This window comes from Bradyrhizobium sp. AS23.2, from assembly GCF_001908185.1.
GTDB lineage: Bacteria > Pseudomonadota > Alphaproteobacteria > Rhizobiales > Xanthobacteraceae > Bradyrhizobium.
On the sequence record NZ_LGHM01000168.1, the window covers coordinates 1 to 16,332 of the forward strand.

Annotated in this window: 18 protein-coding genes and 1 tRNA gene; 13 read left to right on the forward strand and 6 right to left on the reverse strand. The window is 63.6% G+C overall.

Annotated elements, in window-relative coordinates:
• Positions 1 to 68: 68 nt before the first annotated feature.
• The 3 genes from AC630_RS32530 to AC630_RS32540 all read right to left on the reverse strand — a co-directional run bounded on the left by AC630_RS32530 (position 69) and on the right by AC630_RS32540 (position 3,252).
• Positions 69 to 1,034: a Bug family tripartite tricarboxylate transporter substrate binding protein gene (locus tag AC630_RS32530; protein ID WP_074122534.1), complete on the reverse strand. Its 966-nt coding sequence runs from the start codon at positions 1,032 to 1,034 to the stop codon at positions 69 to 71.
• Between the two features lie 17 nt (positions 1,035 to 1,051).
• Entirely contained in the window at positions 1,052 to 1,834 is a 783-nt protein-coding gene (hisN, locus tag AC630_RS32535; protein WP_074122535.1) for a histidinol-phosphatase, read from the reverse strand.
• Between the two features lie 527 nt (positions 1,835 to 2,361).
• Complete coding sequence (locus tag AC630_RS32540) at positions 2,362 to 3,252, reverse strand: N-formylglutamate amidohydrolase (RefSeq protein ID WP_074122536.1); 891 nt, start codon at positions 3,250 to 3,252, stop codon at positions 2,362 to 2,364.
• Between the two features lie 331 nt (positions 3,253 to 3,583).
• On the opposite strand from AC630_RS32540, the gene cpdR reads away from it, so the two are divergent.
• Entirely contained in the window at positions 3,584 to 3,943 is a 360-nt protein-coding gene (gene cpdR / locus AC630_RS32545; protein WP_007597092.1) for a cell cycle two-component system response regulator CpdR, read from the forward strand.
• A gap of 71 nt (positions 3,944 to 4,014) precedes the next feature.
• Positions 4,015 to 4,089, forward strand: a tRNA-Val gene (locus AC630_RS32550).
• A gap of 395 nt (positions 4,090 to 4,484) precedes the next feature.
• On the opposite strand, the gene AC630_RS32555 is transcribed toward AC630_RS32550, so the two are convergent.
• Positions 4,485 to 5,009, reverse strand: a complete 525-nt coding sequence (locus AC630_RS32555; RefSeq protein ID WP_074122547.1) for a MarR family winged helix-turn-helix transcriptional regulator — start codon at positions 5,007 to 5,009, stop codon at positions 4,485 to 4,487.
• 136 nt (positions 5,010 to 5,145) lie between these two features.
• On the opposite strand from AC630_RS32555, the gene badH reads away from it, so the two are divergent.
• The 8 genes from badH to AC630_RS32595 all read left to right on the forward strand — a co-directional run bounded on the left by badH (position 5,146) and on the right by AC630_RS32595 (position 11,362).
• Positions 5,146 to 5,913: a 2-hydroxycyclohexanecarboxyl-CoA dehydrogenase gene (gene badH / locus AC630_RS32560; protein WP_074122548.1), complete on the forward strand. Its 768-nt coding sequence runs from the start codon at positions 5,146 to 5,148 to the stop codon at positions 5,911 to 5,913.
• Positions 5,914 to 5,934: 21 nt separating this feature from the next.
• Positions 5,935 to 6,717, forward strand: coding sequence for a 2-ketocyclohexanecarboxyl-CoA hydrolase (badI, locus tag AC630_RS32565; RefSeq protein ID WP_074122537.1), 783 nt, complete (start codon positions 5,935 to 5,937; stop codon positions 6,715 to 6,717).
• Positions 6,718 to 6,788: 71 nt separating this feature from the next.
• The gene (gene aliB, locus AC630_RS32570; protein WP_074122538.1) at positions 6,789 to 7,940 is read left to right on the forward strand and encodes a cyclohexanecarboxyl-CoA dehydrogenase; all 1,152 of its coding nucleotides are present in this window, start codon (positions 6,789 to 6,791) and stop codon (positions 7,938 to 7,940) included.
• A 56-nt stretch (positions 7,941 to 7,996) separates the two neighbouring features.
• Positions 7,997 to 9,640, forward strand: coding sequence for a cyclohexanecarboxylate-CoA ligase (aliA, locus tag AC630_RS32575; protein WP_074122539.1), 1,644 nt, complete (start codon positions 7,997 to 7,999; stop codon positions 9,638 to 9,640).
• A 95-nt stretch (positions 9,641 to 9,735) separates the two neighbouring features.
• A complete protein-coding gene (locus AC630_RS32580) occupies positions 9,736 to 9,963 on the forward strand; it encodes a hypervirulence associated TUDOR domain-containing protein (RefSeq protein ID WP_074122540.1) in 228 nt (75 codons plus the stop codon).
• Positions 9,964 to 9,992: 29 nt separating this feature from the next.
• Positions 9,993 to 10,529 carry a DUF488 domain-containing protein gene (locus AC630_RS32585; protein WP_074122541.1) on the forward strand — a complete coding sequence of 179 codons (537 nt, stop codon included), beginning with the start codon at positions 9,993 to 9,995 and terminating at the stop codon, positions 10,527 to 10,529.
• Between the two features lie 90 nt (positions 10,530 to 10,619).
• Positions 10,620 to 11,105: an L-2-amino-thiazoline-4-carboxylic acid hydrolase gene (locus AC630_RS32590; protein WP_074122549.1), complete on the forward strand. Its 486-nt coding sequence runs from the start codon at positions 10,620 to 10,622 to the stop codon at positions 11,103 to 11,105.
• Positions 11,106 to 11,119: 14 nt separating this feature from the next.
• A complete protein-coding gene (locus tag AC630_RS32595; RefSeq protein WP_074122550.1) occupies positions 11,120 to 11,362 on the forward strand; it encodes a hypothetical protein in 243 nt (80 codons plus the stop codon).
• Positions 11,363 to 11,372: 10 nt separating this feature from the next.
• Here the strand turns inward: AC630_RS32595 and AC630_RS32600 are convergent, their stop codons facing one another.
• Both AC630_RS32600 and AC630_RS32605 read right to left on the reverse strand, forming a co-directional pair.
• A complete protein-coding gene (locus AC630_RS32600) occupies positions 11,373 to 11,969 on the reverse strand; it encodes a UbiX family flavin prenyltransferase (protein ID WP_074122542.1) in 597 nt (198 codons plus the stop codon).
• The gene (locus tag AC630_RS32605; protein WP_074122543.1) at positions 11,966 to 13,456 is read right to left on the reverse strand and encodes a UbiD family decarboxylase; all 1,491 of its coding nucleotides are present in this window, start codon (positions 13,454 to 13,456) and stop codon (positions 11,966 to 11,968) included. The genes AC630_RS32600 and AC630_RS32605 overlap by 4 nt, the downstream gene beginning before the upstream one ends.
• 21 nt (positions 13,457 to 13,477) lie before the next feature.
• On the opposite strand from AC630_RS32605, the gene ubiT reads away from it, so the two are divergent.
• From ubiT to ubiV, 3 genes are read left to right on the forward strand one after another with little or no spacing between them, the layout of a single operon-like run.
• Positions 13,478 to 14,131, forward strand: coding sequence for a ubiquinone anaerobic biosynthesis accessory factor UbiT (gene ubiT / locus AC630_RS32610; protein ID WP_245330584.1), 654 nt, complete (start codon positions 13,478 to 13,480; stop codon positions 14,129 to 14,131).
• Positions 14,131 to 15,108, forward strand: coding sequence for a ubiquinone anaerobic biosynthesis protein UbiU (gene ubiU / locus AC630_RS32615; RefSeq protein WP_074122545.1), 978 nt, complete (start codon positions 14,131 to 14,133; stop codon positions 15,106 to 15,108). Before ubiT ends, ubiU begins: the two co-directional genes overlap by 1 nt.
• A gap of 59 nt (positions 15,109 to 15,167) precedes the next feature.
• Complete coding sequence (gene ubiV, locus AC630_RS32620; RefSeq protein WP_074122546.1) at positions 15,168 to 16,052, forward strand: ubiquinone anaerobic biosynthesis protein UbiV; 885 nt, start codon at positions 15,168 to 15,170, stop codon at positions 16,050 to 16,052.
• The last annotated feature ends 280 nt before the right edge of the window (positions 16,053 to 16,332 follow it).

Below are 16,332 nucleotides of genomic sequence, written 5' to 3' on the forward strand. Positions count from 1 at the left end.
CCTTGCGGGCCCCGCAAGGGGGGAGGGAACGCACTTGTCGCGTTGTGAGGTCGTTCGCTTCTCGCGCGCTACTTCACCGTCTCCACGCCGGAGTCCTTGATCACCTTCGCCCATTTCGCGGTCTCGTCCGCGATGAATGAGCGGAAGTGTTCGGGGTCATCGCCGATCAGCGTCGCGCCTTGAGCGGCGAGCTTCTCCTTCACCGCTGGATCCGCCATGGCTTGCGTCGCCAGACCATGCAGCGCTGCGACGATCTCCTTCGGCGTGCCTTTCGGCGCGACCATGCCGTACCAGTTCTCGATGCGAAGGGCGGCATAGCCCGCTTCCGCAGTGGTCGGCACCTCGGGCGCGGTCGGTGCGCGCTCGGCCGAGCCAACCGCGATCGGCCGCAGGGCGCCCGCCTTGACCTGCGGCAGCAGTATCGGCAGGTCGAGGAAGGTCATCTGCACCTGCTGGCCCAGGAGATCGTTCACCGCCGGCGCGGCGCCGCGATAGGGCACGTGCACGATGTCGATCTTCGCCGTCAGCTTGAACAATTCGCCGGCCAGATGCGGCAGGCTGCCGGGGCCGGAGGAGGCGAAGTTGAGTTTTCCGGGCTGCGCCTTGGCGAGCGCAATCAGCTCGCCGATGTCCTTGGCGGGCACATTGGTGGCAACAACAAGCATTTCCGGCACGGTCGCGACCAGCGTCACCGGCGTGAGGTCCGCAAGCGTGTCGTAGGCGACCTTCTCCATGCTCGGGCTGATCGCGAGCGCGCCGGCGCTGGAGATCGCAATGGTGTAGCCGTCGGGTGCGGCCTTTGCGACCGCGTCGGTGCCGAGCACGCCGCCCTGGCCGCCGCGATTGTCGATCAGCACCGGTTGGCCCGACAGCTCCGACATGCGCTGGCCGATCACCCGCGCAATGATGTCGTTGGGGCCGCCGGCCGGAAACGGCACGATCAGCTTGATCGGCTTGGCTGGGAAATTCTGGGCGGATGCGAGCGTCGGCAGCAGAAGCAGGATTGCGAGGAGGAGCGTGCGCCGGTTTTTCATGCAGGCTCGTTGCTTGCTTATCCGTTGAGCAGTTTCAGTGCTTCTTCGTGAAGGCGCGGATCGCCGGCGGCGATGATGCGGCCGCCGCCCTGGGCCGGCTTGCCCTCCCAGGTGGTGACGACGCCGCCGGCTCCGGTGATGATCGGGATCAGCGCGGCGATGTCGTAAGGTTTCAGCTCGGTCTCGACCACGAGGTCGACATGGCCGGCCGCCAGCATGCAATAGGAGTAGCAGTCGCCGCCATAGCGCGACAGACGCGCGCCCTGCTCGATCCGGCCGAAAATCGCGCGGTCGTCCTCGTTCATCAATAGCGGGCTGGTGGTGTAGGTCGTCGCTTCCGACAGCAAGGCGCAGCGGCGGACCTGAAGCCGGCGCTCGCCGGAGGGGCCTTTGTAGTTGGCCGAGCCGTTGTCGCCGGAGAAACGCTCGCCGATGAAGGGCTGGTGCATCATGCCGAACACCGGCGCCCCCTTGTGCAGGAGCGCGATCAGCGTGCCCCAGATCGGGAAGCCGCCGATGAAGGATTTCGTGCCGTCGATGGGGTCGAGCACCCAGACGTAGTCGGCGTCTTCCCGCTCATTGCCGAATTCCTCGCCGACGATGCCGTGCTGGGGGAAGTTGGCCTTGATCAGCCGCCGCATCACCGCCTCCGCGGCGCGGTCGGCTTCGGTGACCGGATCGAAGTCCTTCGTCTTGCTTTTGTCGTCGATCGACAGCGAGGTGCGGAAGAACGGCAGGATGGTTTCGCCGGAGGCGGTGGCCAGCCGTCCGATGAAGGCGGAGAAGTCGATCACCGTCACTGCGTGTCCTCAAAAGCGAAAGTCGGGTGAAGCTTACTTCTGCCTAGCTCAAATCGCCTCTCGCGTGCAGCGCTGTCTTGATTTGCACCCTGCTATTTTGGATGCGCGCAAGCGGGCGCCTCATTCGAGCCATCTGCTGACCAAATATCGATCACGGAGTTGAAAACTTCGTTCCGAACATGCCTCGTTTGTATGCAAACAGCAATCAACCCATTGAATTTCCTTATTAAAGAAACTGAATCTGGGTTTCTCTGGGAGCGACCGAGCCATGTGCGATTTGCATGGGAAACGGCTCAAAAGCCCTTGCACTTTGTGCGTCGCGGTCGCATATTGTTGCGGTGCGGTAGCGCTCTGCGTTACCGCTGCCCTCCTTGGGCGTTTCCTCCCTAGACTTGGGCCGCTTGCGTCATTCGCGAGCGGCCCTTTTTTCTTTGGGCCTCAGTTTCAGTTTCAAACGCGATGCGTCGCAAAGCGAAAATGCGTTCGCGCCAATCGCTCGCGATTCGCTTCGTCGAGGAAAGCCGAGCCTATTCCGCCGCGGCCTGGAACGGGCCGAGATCGCCGAACGGGATAGTCGTCGCCAGCACATCGGCGAGGATGCCGAAATCGTTTGCCACTTGCGCAAAGCGCGGGCCACGCTCGCGCCGCCGCTCGTCCATGTAGATCGCGCGGTTGAGCTCGAGCTGCACGGCGTGGAGGCCGCTCGCGGGGTTGCCGTAGTGCTCGGTAATGAAGCCTCCGGCATAGGGCTTGTTGCGGCCGATCGAATAACCGAGCCCCGTCATCGTCTCCTCGACCCTGTCAGGCAGGAGCGGCGTGCAACTCGTGCCGTAGCGGTCGCCGATCACGATGTCGGGCCGGCGCGGCTCGTCGCGGGAGACACCGACCGAAGGCATCGAGTGGCAGTCGACCAGCATCACGGTGCCGAACATCTGGTGCACCTTGTTGATCAGCCGGCGCAGCGCGCGGTGATAGGGCTTGTACAGCGTCTCGATCCGCGCCAGCGCCTCGTCGACCAGGATGCGGTCGCGATAGATTTCCTGGCCGTCGCCGACCACGCGCGGAATGGTGCCGAGCCCGCCCGCGACCCGCATCGAGCGGGTATTGGCAAAGCTCGGCAGGCGGCCGGTGAACATGCGGGGATCGAGCTCATAAGGCTCGCGATTGACGTCGACATAGGAGCGCGGAAAGTTGACCCGTACGGTCGGGAAGCCGCGCTCGCTGAGATGGCCGATCAACTCGTCCATGAATGAATCTTCGGACCGCCGCAGCGTGGGCAGGTCGATCCGCGATGAGCTGAGGAATTCGTTCGGATAGGTCGAGCCGGAATGAGGCGAGTTGAAGATGACCGGCGCGCGCCATTCGGCCGGCTCCACGATCTCGAAGGCTGGCGACACTCCGCCGTCAAACCGGGTCATCTTCTCAGGCTTCGTCCCTTCGCGCCGCAGGATCCGGAAAAGGTCCGGATCGACTTGATTCGGCCGATCGAGCGGCTGTTATGTGTCGTCATTGTCCGGAATCGCAACCATTCTGCCAAGCGAAAAAGTGTGATCGGCGCTGGAACATATCTTAACCGTGCGGGCAGCGAGGCGGGGATCTCACCGGGCAGCTCGATTGATTCGTGCCGCATTCAGGTTCACAAAGGGCCGGCAGCGCGGCCGGCCCAGGGTTAAGATTTTCACCCCAAATTTACCCTCTGTCGGGCTTAGTGACCTCTGCATATCCTCTGGGGATTAGACGTTTCCTGCCATGCCAAAGATCCTGCTCGCCGAAGACGACAACGACATGCGCCGTTTCCTGGTCAAGGCGCTGGAAAACGCCGGTTTTCAGGTCTCGTCCCATGACAACGGCATGGCCGCCTATCAGCGGCTCCGGGAAGAGCCGTTCGAGATGCTGCTCACCGACATCGTGATGCCGGAGATGGACGGCATCGAGCTCGCCCGCCGGGCCTCGGAACTCGACCCCGACATCAAGATCATGTTCATCACCGGCTTCGCCGCGGTCGCCCTGAATTCGGATTCGGACGCCCCCAAGAACGCCAAGGTGCTGTCCAAGCCCGTGCACCTGCGCGAATTGGTCAGCGAAGTGAACAAGATGCTGGCGGCGTAAATCGGCCTCCTTCCGTCCTTGCGCCGGGTCCCCTGAGTCGTTATAGGGACCCCACCGATGAATGACCTCTAGGGCACGTAGCTCAGCGGGAGAGCACTACCTTGACATGGTAGGGGTCACAGGTTCGATCCCTGTCGTGCCCACCATCTTCTTCAATGGTTTAGCCGCCTCGCGGCTCCCTGCGAAAAGATGATTTCCACAAAGCCCGACGTGGAACTTTTGCCACCGACAAGCTGTGCGGCGGCGCTGCGCGTCGGATGTCGGGCAAGCCGAATAGAATTCTGAAGCAGCCCTGCCGTCCCACGTTGCTCCGAAGGTGCCGTCGGGCTCTGCAAGCTCTATCTTCCATTACTCCGGCTATCGTCACAGGCCGCGCTGCGTGATGGGTGGTTGATCACCGGCGGCCTCGGCGTGATCGACGACAACGGTCTGCTGGCGCCGAACGGCGGGCCACGGAGTTGATCATCAGCGGCGGCTTTAGCAGCCGAGTTCTCCCCAATTTGTTGACGCTGGTGAGGGGCTGGAGGCCTGCTTCTCGATCTCATTCCTCCGGCTCATTGAGCGCGTCGTCGACCTGTTTGCTATCCAGACGCTTCATGTTCTCGAGGAGCTTCATCAAATAGTGGAGGGCATGGGCTATGTCGCCAATCGAAAAATCAGCGAGTATTTCTTCGTAGTACAGGCGGATCTTTGGCTGAGCCGATACGTGCCACACATGTTCGCCGGACTTTGTCATTCTCACGATCCTTGAACGTCGATCGCGCGTGTCGGTCACGATGTCGATGTGTCCGTCCCGCTCCATGCGACTGATGAGCCCGGCGAGATTCTGCCGGCTCACCATGAGATATCGCGCGAGATCGCCGATGCTCATGCCGCCCTTAGCCTTGTCACGCGACAATGCGCCAAGGACTGCCCATTGCTGCGTGGTGAGCCCATCGGCTTCGACGGCCCGGCTGCCGGTTTTATGCAACATATTGGCACATTGGTAGAGCCGAAAGAACAGCCTGTTGGCCAACTCAAGGCGGGCGGCAGCAGCACTATCCGTAATTTCAGCTGACTTCTTCATAATCTTCTCTTGCGAGCCTTTGCGAGGGCGGCTATATAGACCAATATATTGATATATCTTGTCGCCGATCACAAAGAACCTCGCTTAAAATTACAGCGGCGGCAATCGGCAATCTCAACGCGGAATGGGAGGATTCATGCAGCGTTTCGAGAGCAAGGTGGTTGTCGTAACCGGCGGCGGCGGCGGCATCGGCGGCGCGACATGCCGCAGATTTGGCAGCGAGCGGGCGCGCGTCGCTGTCTTCGACCTTAACTTCGCGGCGGCACAAAAGGTCGCTGCAGACATCCGGGAGGCTGGCGGCGCCGCCGACGCCTTCGATTGCGACATCACCAGCCGCTCCAGCGTGGACGCCGCGGTCGCGAAAGCCGAGGCAACGCTCGGACCGATCGACGTACTCGTGAACAATGCGGGATGGGACATTTTCCGTCCCTTTGCCAAGACCGAGCCGGCGCAGTGGCAAAAGCTGATTGCGATCAATCTGACCGGCGCGCTGCACATGCATCACGCGGTGCTGCCTGTCATGGCTGCGCGCAGATCGGGTCGCATCGTCAATATCGCCTCTGACGCTGCACGCGTCGGCTCATCGGGAGAGGCCGTCTACGCCGCCTGCAAGGGCGGACTTGTCGCGTTCTCCAAGACGATCGCGCGCGAGCACGCTCGCCACGGGATCACGGTCAACGTTGTCTGTCCGGGCCCAACCGACACCGCGTTGTTCGCCGGCTACAAGGAAGGTGCCGGAAACCCCGAAAAGCTGGAGGAGGCCTTCAGGCGCTCGATCCCACTCGGCCGCATTGGCCAGCCGGACGACCTGCCGGGAGCCATTTTGTTCTTTGCCAGCGAGGACGCCGCCTATGTCACCGGCCAGGTGTTGAGCGTCTCCGGCGGCCTAACCATGAATGGCTGACCAGCAACAGGGAGTAAGAAAATGGAATTCCAAGATCTCATCTACGAAGTTCGCAACGGCGTTGCCTGGATCATCATCAATCGTCCGGACAAGATGAACTCGTTTCGCGGCACCACTTGCGACGAGTTGATCAAGGCCCTCTACAAGGCCGGCTACGACAAGAATATCGGCGCGATCGTGCTCGCCGGGGCGGGTGATCGCGCCTTCTGCACCGGCGGCGACCAATCGGCACATGATGGCAATTACGATGGCCGGGGAACGGTCGGTCTGCCGATGGAAGAGCTTCACACCGCAATCCGCGACGTGCCGAAGCCCGTGATCGCGCGCGTACAGGGCTATGCGATCGGCGGCGGCAACGTGCTGTGCACCATCTGCGACCTGACGATATGTTCCGAAAAGGCCATCTTCGGTCAGGTCGGACCCAAGATGGGTTCGGTGGATCCGGGCTACGGGACCGCATTCCTGGCGCGCGTCGTCGGAGAAAAGAAAGCGCGCGAGATATGGTACATGTGTCGGCGCTACACGGGGCAGGAAGCGGTCGCGATGGGACTTGCGAACGCCTGCGTGCCGCATGACCAGCTCGACGCCGAAGTGCAGAAGTGGGGCGAAGAGCTGTGCGAACGCAGCCCGACCGCAATCGCCATCGCCAAGCGCAGCTTCAACATGGATACGGCGCATCAGGCCGGCATCGCCGGAATGGGCATGTACGCGCTCAAACTCTATTACGACACCGAAGAGTCGCGCGAGGGCGTCAAGGCGCTAAAGGAAAAGCGCAAGCCCGACTTCCGGAAATTCGCGAAATAAATCGGCGGCCCGAGAACAAGCCGTCGCGGTTGCGCGGCGGTCGGGCGGTCGTGTGTCAGGGAGGCTGATCGATGAATCCGTATCTCGACGACGATCTGATTGCGCTCGCCGACCAGGCCCGACGGTTTGCCGCCGATCGCATCGCGCCGGGCTTCCAGGAGCGCGACACGACCCGCGTCCTCGATCGCGCGATCATGAAGGAAATGGGTGCGATGGGCTTCATCGCGCCGGAATTGCCCGAGCGATTTGGCGGGCTCGGGTTGGGCAGTCTTGCGGCCGGCGTCATCCACGAAGAGGTGGCGCGCGCCGATCTCAGCATTTCCTACATCAATCTGCTGGCTTCTCTGAATGGCCAGATCCTGTCGCACCACGGCAATCCGGACGTCACGGGCCCCTGGCTCGCACGCCTGACGGCCGGCGATGCTCTCTTCGCGATCGCATTGACCGAGCCGCGCGGCGGCTCGGATGCCGCCAACCTGCGGCTGCGCATCGAGCGCGATGGTGCCAACTACATCGTCAACGGCGAGAAGACCTCGATCTCCGCCGCCGACCAGGCCGATGCCGCCGTCGTCTTCGGCCGCACCGGAACGGTCGAAGCCGGCGCTCACGGTGTGACGGCTCTTCTCATCCCGATGGACCTGCCGGGGATCACGCGCAATCGCTTCGATTGTCACGGCCAGCGCGCGATCGGTCGCGGCTCATTGTTTTTCGAGAACGTCAGGGTTCCTGTTTCCTATCGCCTCGGCGAGGAGAACAAGGGCTTCGTGCAGGTGATGCAGGGCTTTGATTTCTCGCGTGCGCTGATCGGCCTGCAGGTGCTCGCGGTCGCGCGCGTGGCGCTCGAGGAGACGTGGGCCTACGTCGCCCAGCGGCAGGCGTTCGGCCAACCGCTCTCGGCCTTCCAGGGCGTGTCGCATCCACTTGCCGATTTCGATACGCAGATCGAGGCTGCGCGGCTCCTCTGCCTGCAAGCGCTGTGGCTCAAGGACAAGGGCGCACCCCACAGTGCCGAAGCGGCGATGTGCAAGTGGTGGGCGCCGAAGCTCGCCTATGACACGATCCACCAGTGTCTGCTGATGTTCGGCCACGGCGGCTACGACCATGGGCCGATGGAGCAGCGTTTGCGTGATGTGCTCGGATTCCAGATCGGTGACGGAACCGCGCAAATCATGAAGACGATCATCGCCCGTGCCCGCGCGGGCCGCAGGGCAGTTCCGGCCTGATCGCAAGAACTAGACAAGGTCAAAAGACCAGGTTCGACAAACAGGGGAGGGAAGACATGGAGTTCGACGCAGTTCTACTGCAGCCGCGCCGTGCCGAAAGCATTGCGCGGGGCTTCTGGCACGACCGGACGATCAACCAGGATTTCGCCGCGTGCGTTGCCGAATGTCCGGACAAGGTTGCGCTCACGGCAGTCCGTCTCGACAGGGACGAGGTGCGCCGGTTCACCTACAGCCAACTGGCGAGCCTCGTCGATCGCGCTGCCGTCGGCCTGTCCCGTCTCGGCGTCGGCCGCAACGATGTCGTGGCGATGCAATTACCAAACTGCTGGCAGTTCATCCTGCTGTATCTCGCCTGCTCGCGTATCGGCGCGGTGCTCAATCCCCTGATGTCGATTTTCCGCGAACGCGAGCTCTCGTTCATGCTCAGTCATGGCGAAGCAAAAGTGCTTGTGGTCCCCAAGACGTTCCGGAACTTCGACCACGAGGCGATGGCGCGCAGCCTGAAGCCGACGATTCCGTCGCTGCAGCACGTCGTCGTCGTCGATGGCGGCGGGGCGGACGATTTCGAGGCGCTGTTGACCAGGCCTGAATGGGAGCGGGAGCCGGACGCACAAGCGATCCTGACGCAGAACAGGCCGGGTCCCGACGACATCACGCAACTGATCTATACCTCGGGGACGACCGGCGAGCCGAAGGGCGTGATGCATTCCGCCAATACGCTGATGGCAAACATCGTTCCCTGCACCGGGAGGCTCGGGCTCGGACCGAACGACATCGTCCTCATGGCCTCGCCGATGGCCCACCAGACCGGATTCATGTACGGCCTGATGATGCCGATCATGCTGAGGGCGAGCGTGGTGCTGCAGGACATCTGGGATCCGGCAAAGGCGGCCGATCTCATTCGCCAGCATGCCGTCTCCTTCACGATGGCCTCGACACCGTTCCTGACCGACCTGACCCGCAACGTCGCCGACACCGGCAAGAGCGTGCCGAGCCTGAAGACGTTCGTGTGCGCCGGTGCCCCGATCCCCGGACCGCTGGTCGAACAGGCGCGAAAGGTGCTCGGCGCAAAGATCGTGTCCGCGTGGGGCATGACCGAGAACGGCGCGGTGACGCTCATCAAGCTCGACGACGACGATCTTCTGGCCTTTTCGACCGATGGCTGTGCGCTTCCCGGCGCCGAGGTTCGGGTGATCGACGAGGAGGCGAGCCTGGTGTCGCCGGGGACGGTCGGCAGGCTCGTTGTTCGTTCCTGCTCGAACTTCGGCGGCTATCTGAAACGGCCGCACTGGAACGGCACGGACGCCGAGGGCTGGTTCGACACCGGTGATCTCGCGCGGATGGATGACAACGGCTACATCCGCATCAGCGGACGCAGCAAGGACGTCATCATTCGGGGTGGCGAGAACATACCCGTCGTCGAGGTCGAGTCGCTGCTGTACCGGCACCCGGCCGTCGCCCAGGTTGCGATCGTTTCCTATCCGGACGAAAGGCTGGGCGAACGCGCCTGCGCGGTGATCGTGCCGAAGTCCGGTCAGACGATCGATTTCGCCGGCATGAGCGAGTTCCTGAAGTCGCACAAGCTCGCGCTTCAATACGTTCCCGAGAAACTCATCGTCCGGGATGCTATGCCGGCGACGCCCTCGGGTAAGATCCAGAAATTCCGGCTGCGCGAGATGTTGCGCAACAACGAGTTGTAACCCGGGATGCGGCTCGAACGTGCGGCACGTCCATCGGCCTGGACTCTCGCTTCACGTCGCTGGAACATCCCGACGCGTTCCGGTATTGTTTCGCCATGCCCAAGGCGACCAAAAAGACCTTCAAGAGGGGCGATCACGTCAGCTGGAATTCCGAGGCCGGGCGCGTGCGCGGCCATGTCCTGCGCGTGCACACCACAGACGTCGATTACAAGGGCTACGTCCACCACGCGACGCCCGACGATCCGCAATACGAGATCAAGAGCGACAAGACCGATCACGTCGCCCTGCACAAGGGTAAGGCGTTGCGGTTGCTGCGGAGCTGACCGCGCAAGGCGAGCAGACGAGGCGTGCCATGGCTCATCCCTTCTTCACGATCGGCCATGCCACGCGCTCGATCGAGGAATTCGTCGCATTGTTGCAGGAAAGCTCCGTCACTTTCGTGGTCGACGTTCGCACCGTGCCCCGCTCGCGGACAAATCCGCAATACAATCGCGAGACCCTGCCGCAATCGCTCGCTTCCGTTTCGATCGGCTACGAGCACATCGCCTCGCTCGGCGGCCTGCGCAGCCGCAAGCGCGAGGTGCCGCGCGAGACCAACGCGTTCTGGGAGAACGACAGCTTTCACAATTACGCCGACCACGCCATGAGCGAGGCCTTTCGCGAAGGTCTCGCACACTTGTGCGAACTCGGGCAGGCGCAGCGCTGTAGCATCATGTGCGCGGAAACCTTGTGGTGGCGATGCCATAGGCGGATCATCACCGACTATTTGCTCGCCGCGGGCGAGACGGTGTTTCACATTCTGGGGCCCGGGCAGGTCAAAGAGGCCGAGATGAATCCGGCGGCGCAGGTCCTGCGAGATGGCCGCCTGGCTTACCCTGCGGAAAGTTAGCCAATCGCCCCGGGCGGAGTTATGCTCGCCGTTGCGCGCAGCTTCGCTCCATCCGGGCTACGCTCCTCCATCCGAGTCGTGAGCCCGCCCATGAGCGTTTCCGTCATCGAACAGGCGAAGATCCAGGCGCAGGTGCTGGTGCCGCTGGTGAAGGCATTGCAGGCCGAGCTCGGCGAAGCGCGCGCCAACGCGCTGGTGCGCAAGGCGCTCGGAGATCTCTATCGCGGCTTCGGCGAGGAATTCTGGAGGGCCAGGAACAATACGAAGAACGAAAGCGATCTCGGCAAGGCCGTCTCGTCGGCGTTCGGGACCTACGCCCGCGACGACGCGCTCGCCTATGACGTCATCGAGCAGACGCAGGACTCCTTCGCGTTCGATGTGACGCGATGCGCCTATGCCGAGTTCTACAAGGCGCTGGGCGCGCCCGAGCTCGGCTTTCTCCTGGTTTGCACCGCGGACTTTGCGATCGCGGAAGGGTTTGGTCCCGACATCAAGCTCACGCGCACGCAGACCATCATGCAAGGCGCAGATCATTGCAATTTCCGCTACCGGCGCGATGCGGGCGGATCACAGTAAGGGGAATGGACACGATGCGGGCGACCTGTCTTGCCATGGCCGTGCTGGCGCTGATTGCGTCGCGCGCGAATGCTGCGATCATCGACTGGCAGGCCGAGCTGCAGCGCTGCCGCGCGCTGCGCGAGAGCGTGGCGCCGCTGCTCCAGGCCGGCGAGGGGATATCCGCCGTCGGCCGCTCCAATACATCCGTCCGTCGCTGCATCTGGATCCAGCGCATGGCGGTGCGCAAGAAAATCCCCGGCGCGGAAACGTGGTAGCGCGCGCCTTTCATGTGTCGCTGGCGTCATGGCCCGGCCATCTCAGCGCAGGCGCCGAGATGTCCGGCAGGGCCAGGAGATTGATCGCGCGGCAGGCGATCTGGTCGATGATGTCGGTCAGCGACTGCGGCTTCAAATAGAAGGCGGGCAGCGGCGGCGCAATGATCGCGCCGATCTCGGTTGCCTGCAGCATCGCGCGGAGATGTCCGAGATGCAGCGGGCTCTCGCGCACCAGCAGCACCAGGCGCCGGCGCTCCTTGAGCTGCACGTCGGCCGCCCGCACCAGAAGATTGTCGAGCTGTCCCCAGGCAATGGCCGACAGCGTGCGGATCGAGCACGGCGCCACGATCATGCCGCTGACCGGAAACGAGCCGCTGGCGATGCTGGCGCCGATGTCCGATGGTTCATGGTTGCGAAAGGCGAGGGCGCGCAGCCGGGGCAGCGCCTCGGCGCCGACCTCCTCGGTCAGTGTGCGCTCAGCCGCCGGTGAGATCACCAGATGCACCGCACAGCGTGGATTCTCCGCCAGCCGTTCGACGATCCGCACGCCGATGGCCGCACCCGAGGCACCGCTGATGCCGACGATCACGCCGTGCAGCTCGCTCATGTGGGCTCGCGCATTGGCCGCCCGGCAAGTCCGCCGAGGCCGAGCGCAGGCCAAAGTGCATCGACCCGGGCGATCACGGCGGGATCCATCGTCAGGGGCTCGCCCCACGCTCGCTCCGTCTCGGGCGGAATTTTTGTGGTGGCGTCGATCCCGAGCTTGCCGCCGAGGCCGGATTTCGGTGAGGCGAAGTCGAGATAGTCGATCGGCGTGTCCGAGAGCGTCACGAGGTCGCGCGAGCTGTCGCTGCGCGTCGTAACCGCCCACATCACCGCGCGCCAGTCGCGGATGTCGATATCGTCGTCGACCACGATCAGCAGCTTGGTGTAGGTGAACTGCGGCAGCATCGACCACAGGCCCAGCATCAGCCGTCGCGCCTGGCCGGGATAGCGCTTCTTGATCGATGCGATGGCGACCCGGTAGGAGCAGGTCTCCGGCGGCAGCCAGCAGTCGGTCACTTCAGGGAATTGCTGCCGGATCAACGGCACGAACAGCCGGTTCAAGGTTTCGCCGATCCGGGACGGCTCGTCCGGCGGGCGGCCCGTGAAGGTCGAGAGATAGGTCGGCTGCCGACGCGACGTGATCGCGGTGACCCGCAGCACCGGAAATTCCTCGACTGAATTGTAGTAGCCGGTGTGATCGCCATAGGGCCCTTCGGCAGCGGTTTCGGTTGCCGAGACAAAGCCCTCGATGACGATCTCGGCGGTGGCCGGAACTCCCAAGGGAACGGTGAGGCAGCGCGTCAGCTCAGGGCGCTCGCCGCGCAGGATGCCTGCGAAGCGCAGCTCGGATATCGCCTCGGGCAACGGCAGCACGGCGGCGAGGATGGTCGCGGGGTCGGCGTCGATGACGATCGCGACCGGCATGTCGCGCCCCAGCGCCTTCCATTGCTGATGATGCCGGGCGCCGCCGCGATGCGCGAGCCAGCGGATGATGGCGCGGTCGCGCCCCAAGACCTGCATGCGATAGACGCCGACATTCTCCTCCTGGTCCGCGGCCTGAGATTCCGGCGGCGCGGTGATGACGAGCGGCCAGGTGATCAATGGTGCAGGCTCGCCCGGCCAGCAGATCTGCGCCGGCAGTTTTGTCAGATCGATGTCCTCGCCCATCGCGGCGCGATCCTGCACCGGCGCGGCGGCGCGCGACCGTGGCCGGGTCGCAAGCGCGGCGCGTGCCAGCGGCAGCTTGTGCCAGGCATCGCGAACGCCGTGCGGAGGACGCGGCGCGCGCAACTCGGCCAGCATCGCGCCGAGCTCTTCGAGCCGATCCGGCGTGATCCCCATTCCCCACGCGGTCCGCTCCACCGTGCCGAATAGATTGGTCAGGAGCGGCATCCCGGAGTGAACGCCGTCGGCCTTGACCGGCCGTTCGAACAATAGTGCAGGGCCGTGCTCGCCGATGACGCGCCGGTGGATCTCGGTCATCTCGTGGACCACGGAGACCGGTTCGCGAACGCGTCGCAGCTGGCCCTTGCCTTCGAGGAAGCGCATGAAGTCGGATAGATCGCGAAAGTGCGGCACGTCACGTTGCAAGCGGACAGTCTCCTGAAAAAGCAGAGGCTAGCCGGCGTGATTTCGATCTTCCTTGTTCCCGCTCAAATACATCTGTGCGCAATCGGCTCAGATGGCGACATGAGTCATTCGTCCGTTGTATCAGGTCCATTGCCGACAATCCCACCGCTTCTCGCACTCGCGATGCGTCCCTTGCCCCTGCTGCCACTGCAACTTGTTCTCGGTGGCTTCCTGGCGCGGATCCTGAAGCGCAACCCCGGCCTGCTCGACAGGTTAGGGGACCATCGCCGGGCCCGGTTCGGGATCAGGCCGGTCGACCTGCCGTTCGCCTTCATCGTGGAGGCCGCACCTCCGCGCCTGTCGGCGGTGCGCGAACTGCCACCGGGCCTGGACGCCTATGTCTCCGCCTCGCTCGCGAACCTGCTTGCACTGGTCGAAGGCAGGGTCGACGGCGATGCGCTGATGTTTTCGCGCGCGCTCACGATCGAGGGTGACATCGAAGCCGTACTCGCTCTGCGCAATGCGATCGACGATGCGCAGCTCGATCTGGCCGCGGAACTGGCTTTGCTGCTCGGTCCGCTGGGCGAGCCAGCCAGGCGTTCGTTCGAGCTCGTGCGGGACAGCCTGGCTGGCTCTCCCCAAAAGGCCAGATGATGGAGCTGATCTGTCCCGCCGGTACGCCGGCCGCGCTGAGGAGCGCCATCGATGCGGGTGCGGACGCCGTCTATTGCGGCTTCAATGACGAAACCAACGCACGCAATTTTCCAGGCCTGAACTTCAGCCGTGACGAGCTGCGCAAGGGAATTGCGTTTGCCCACAGCCGCGGGGCGCGCATCCTCGTCGCCATCAATACCTTTCCGCGCGCGTCGTCTGTCGCGCTCTGGCAGCGTGCCGTGGACGATGCCGTCGATGCCGGTGCCGACGCGCTGATCGTCGCCGATATCGGGCTGATGGACTACGTCGCAAGGCGCCATCCGGGCCAGCGCCTGCATGTCTCGGTACAGGCCGCGGCCGCGGACCCTGATGCTATCGCCTTCTATGTCGAGACGTTCGGGGCGCGCCGTGTCGTGCTGCCGCGCGTGCTGAGCGTTTCGGAGATCGCTCAAATCACCCGCGAGGTGAGTTGCGAGACCGAGGTGTTCGTGTTTGGCGGCCTTTGCGTGATGGCCGAAGGGCGCTGCTCCCTGTCGTCCTATGCCACCGGCAAATCGCCGAACATGCAGGGCGTGTGTTCGCCGGCGAGCCATGTTGCCTATGAGGAAACCGCGCAGGGGACGACGTCCCGGCTCGGCGGCTTCACCATCAACCGCTTTGCGCCGCAGGAGGCCGCGGGCTATCCGACCCTGTGCAAGGGCCGCTTCTCGACCGAGCATGGCGACGGCTACATCTTCGAGGATCCCGTCAGCCTCGATGCCACGACATTGCTCGCAGGCCTCCGAACCGCCGGCGTCGCCGCGCTGAAGATCGAGGGGCGCCAGCGCGGACGCGCCTATATCGAGAGTGTGGTCCGTCACTTCCGCCGCGCGCTCGATACAATGGAAGATGGAAGTGAAGCGGACGTCGGCAGCCTCAAGCCGTTCACCGAAGGCCAGGCCTCTACAGTCGGCGCCTATCGCAAGACATGGCGGTGATTATTTGACGATGATCGGCTGTGAGGGGCGGCGACCCGCCATGAATGAGAGAAGCCTTGATGCAGCTTAGTCTCGGCCCGGTCCTCTACAACTGGGCGCCGGAACGTTGGCGCGATTTCTATTTCCGGATCGCCGACGAGGCGCCGGTCGATGTCGTGTCCGTGGGCGAGATCGTGTGCTCGAAACGGTCTCCGTTCTTTGCGGAACATCTGCCTGATGTGATCGAACGCCTCCAGCATGCCGGCAAGCAGGTCCTGCTGGGTTCGCTGATCCTGGTGTCGCTGCGGCGCGAGCGGCGTCAGATCGAGGAGCTGTGCGCAGGTGAGGACGCATTGGTCGAGGTGAACGACCTGACCTGCCTCAAATCGATCAAGGGCCGGCCGCATGCCATCGGGCCCTTCGTCAACATCTACAACGAGACGAGCGCGGCCTTTCACGTCCAGCAAGGCGCTGCGCGCATCTGCCTGCCGCCCGAACTGCCGATCTCATCGGCAGCCGTGATCGCCGCAACGGTCCCCGAGGCCGTGATCGAAATGTTCGCCTTCGGCAGGGTGCCGCTGGCGATCTCCGCCCGCTGCTACCATGCGCGGCTCCACAAGCTCTCCAAGGACAATTGCCGCTTCGTCTGCGAACAGGACCCTGATGGGCTTGCATTGAAGACGCTGGACCAGCAGGACTTCCTGACGATCAACGGCGTTCAGACCCTGTCGCATGCCTGCACTAATCTCATTGGCGACATCGGTACTCTGCGCGAAGCCGGAATCGGCTCGCTGCGCCTGTCGCCGCAGGATTGCGACATGGTCGAAGTCGCCAAGATTTTCCGCGATGTGATCGACGGGCGCAGGTCAGCCGAAGGCGCAAGCGGCCGCCTGTCCGAGCTTTATCCGGGCGTCTCCTTTGCCAATGGCTTTGTTCGCGGCCAGCCGGGCTTTTCCTTTGCGTGAGCTTAGCCCGGCGCGGATCCAGTCGGGATAGGGCGTGTACCCGCAAATTCGCCACGACCGCATTGGCCCCGATAGCGGCCGAAGAGCGGATATCGATCCATGTCGGCGATGGGCCTTGGCTGTGTGAAAACGCAACGGCGCTCAAATTTCGGAGAAAAGAATTCTTTCAAACACCGCTTCTGAGGCTGCGAAGAGGATACAGAGCTTCGGTGCCGCGTGATCTCGAGAAGTAGACTTCTCCGTCCATCCGCCGGAGTTCGCGTTTTTACACAGCCAGGGG

Bases quoted from the DNA above. Each gene is read 5' to 3' on its own strand.
- AC630_RS32605 (WP_074122543.1), bottom strand. From the start codon at position 13,456: ATGCGCTTCCTCGAAGGCAAGGGCCAGCTGCGACGCGTTCGCGAACCG.
- AC630_RS32555 (WP_074122547.1), bottom strand. From the start codon at position 5,009: ATGAAGAAGTCAGCTGAAATTACGGATAGTGCTGCTGCCGCCCGCCTT.
- badI (WP_074122537.1), top strand. From the start codon at position 5,935: ATGGAATTCCAAGATCTCATCTACGAAGTTCGCAACGGCGTTGCCTGG.
- AC630_RS32585 (WP_074122541.1), top strand. From the start codon at position 9,993: ATGGCTCATCCCTTCTTCACGATCGGCCATGCCACGCGCTCGATCGAG.
- ubiV (WP_074122546.1), top strand. From the start codon at position 15,168: ATGCAGCTTAGTCTCGGCCCGGTCCTCTACAACTGGGCGCCGGAACGT.
- AC630_RS32595 (WP_074122550.1), top strand. From the start codon at position 11,120: ATGCGGGCGACCTGTCTTGCCATGGCCGTGCTGGCGCTGATTGCGTCG.
- AC630_RS32600 (WP_074122542.1), bottom strand. From the start codon at position 11,969: ATGAGCGAGCTGCACGGCGTGATCGTCGGCATCAGCGGTGCCTCGGGT.
- AC630_RS32530 (WP_074122534.1), bottom strand. From the start codon at position 1,034: ATGAAAAACCGGCGCACGCTCCTCCTCGCAATCCTGCTTCTGCTGCCG.
- AC630_RS32590 (WP_074122549.1), top strand. From the start codon at position 10,620: ATGAGCGTTTCCGTCATCGAACAGGCGAAGATCCAGGCGCAGGTGCTG.
- aliB (WP_074122538.1), top strand. From the start codon at position 6,789: ATGAATCCGTATCTCGACGACGATCTGATTGCGCTCGCCGACCAGGCC.
- badH (WP_074122548.1), top strand. From the start codon at position 5,146: ATGCAGCGTTTCGAGAGCAAGGTGGTTGTCGTAACCGGCGGCGGCGGC.
- ubiU (WP_074122545.1), top strand. From the start codon at position 14,131: ATGGAGCTGATCTGTCCCGCCGGTACGCCGGCCGCGCTGAGGAGCGCC.
- aliA (WP_074122539.1), top strand. From the start codon at position 7,997: ATGGAGTTCGACGCAGTTCTACTGCAGCCGCGCCGTGCCGAAAGCATT.
- cpdR (WP_007597092.1), top strand. From the start codon at position 3,584: ATGCCAAAGATCCTGCTCGCCGAAGACGACAACGACATGCGCCGTTTC.
- AC630_RS32540 (WP_074122536.1), bottom strand. From the start codon at position 3,252: ATGACCCGGTTTGACGGCGGAGTGTCGCCAGCCTTCGAGATCGTGGAG.
- AC630_RS32580 (WP_074122540.1), top strand. From the start codon at position 9,736: ATGCCCAAGGCGACCAAAAAGACCTTCAAGAGGGGCGATCACGTCAGC.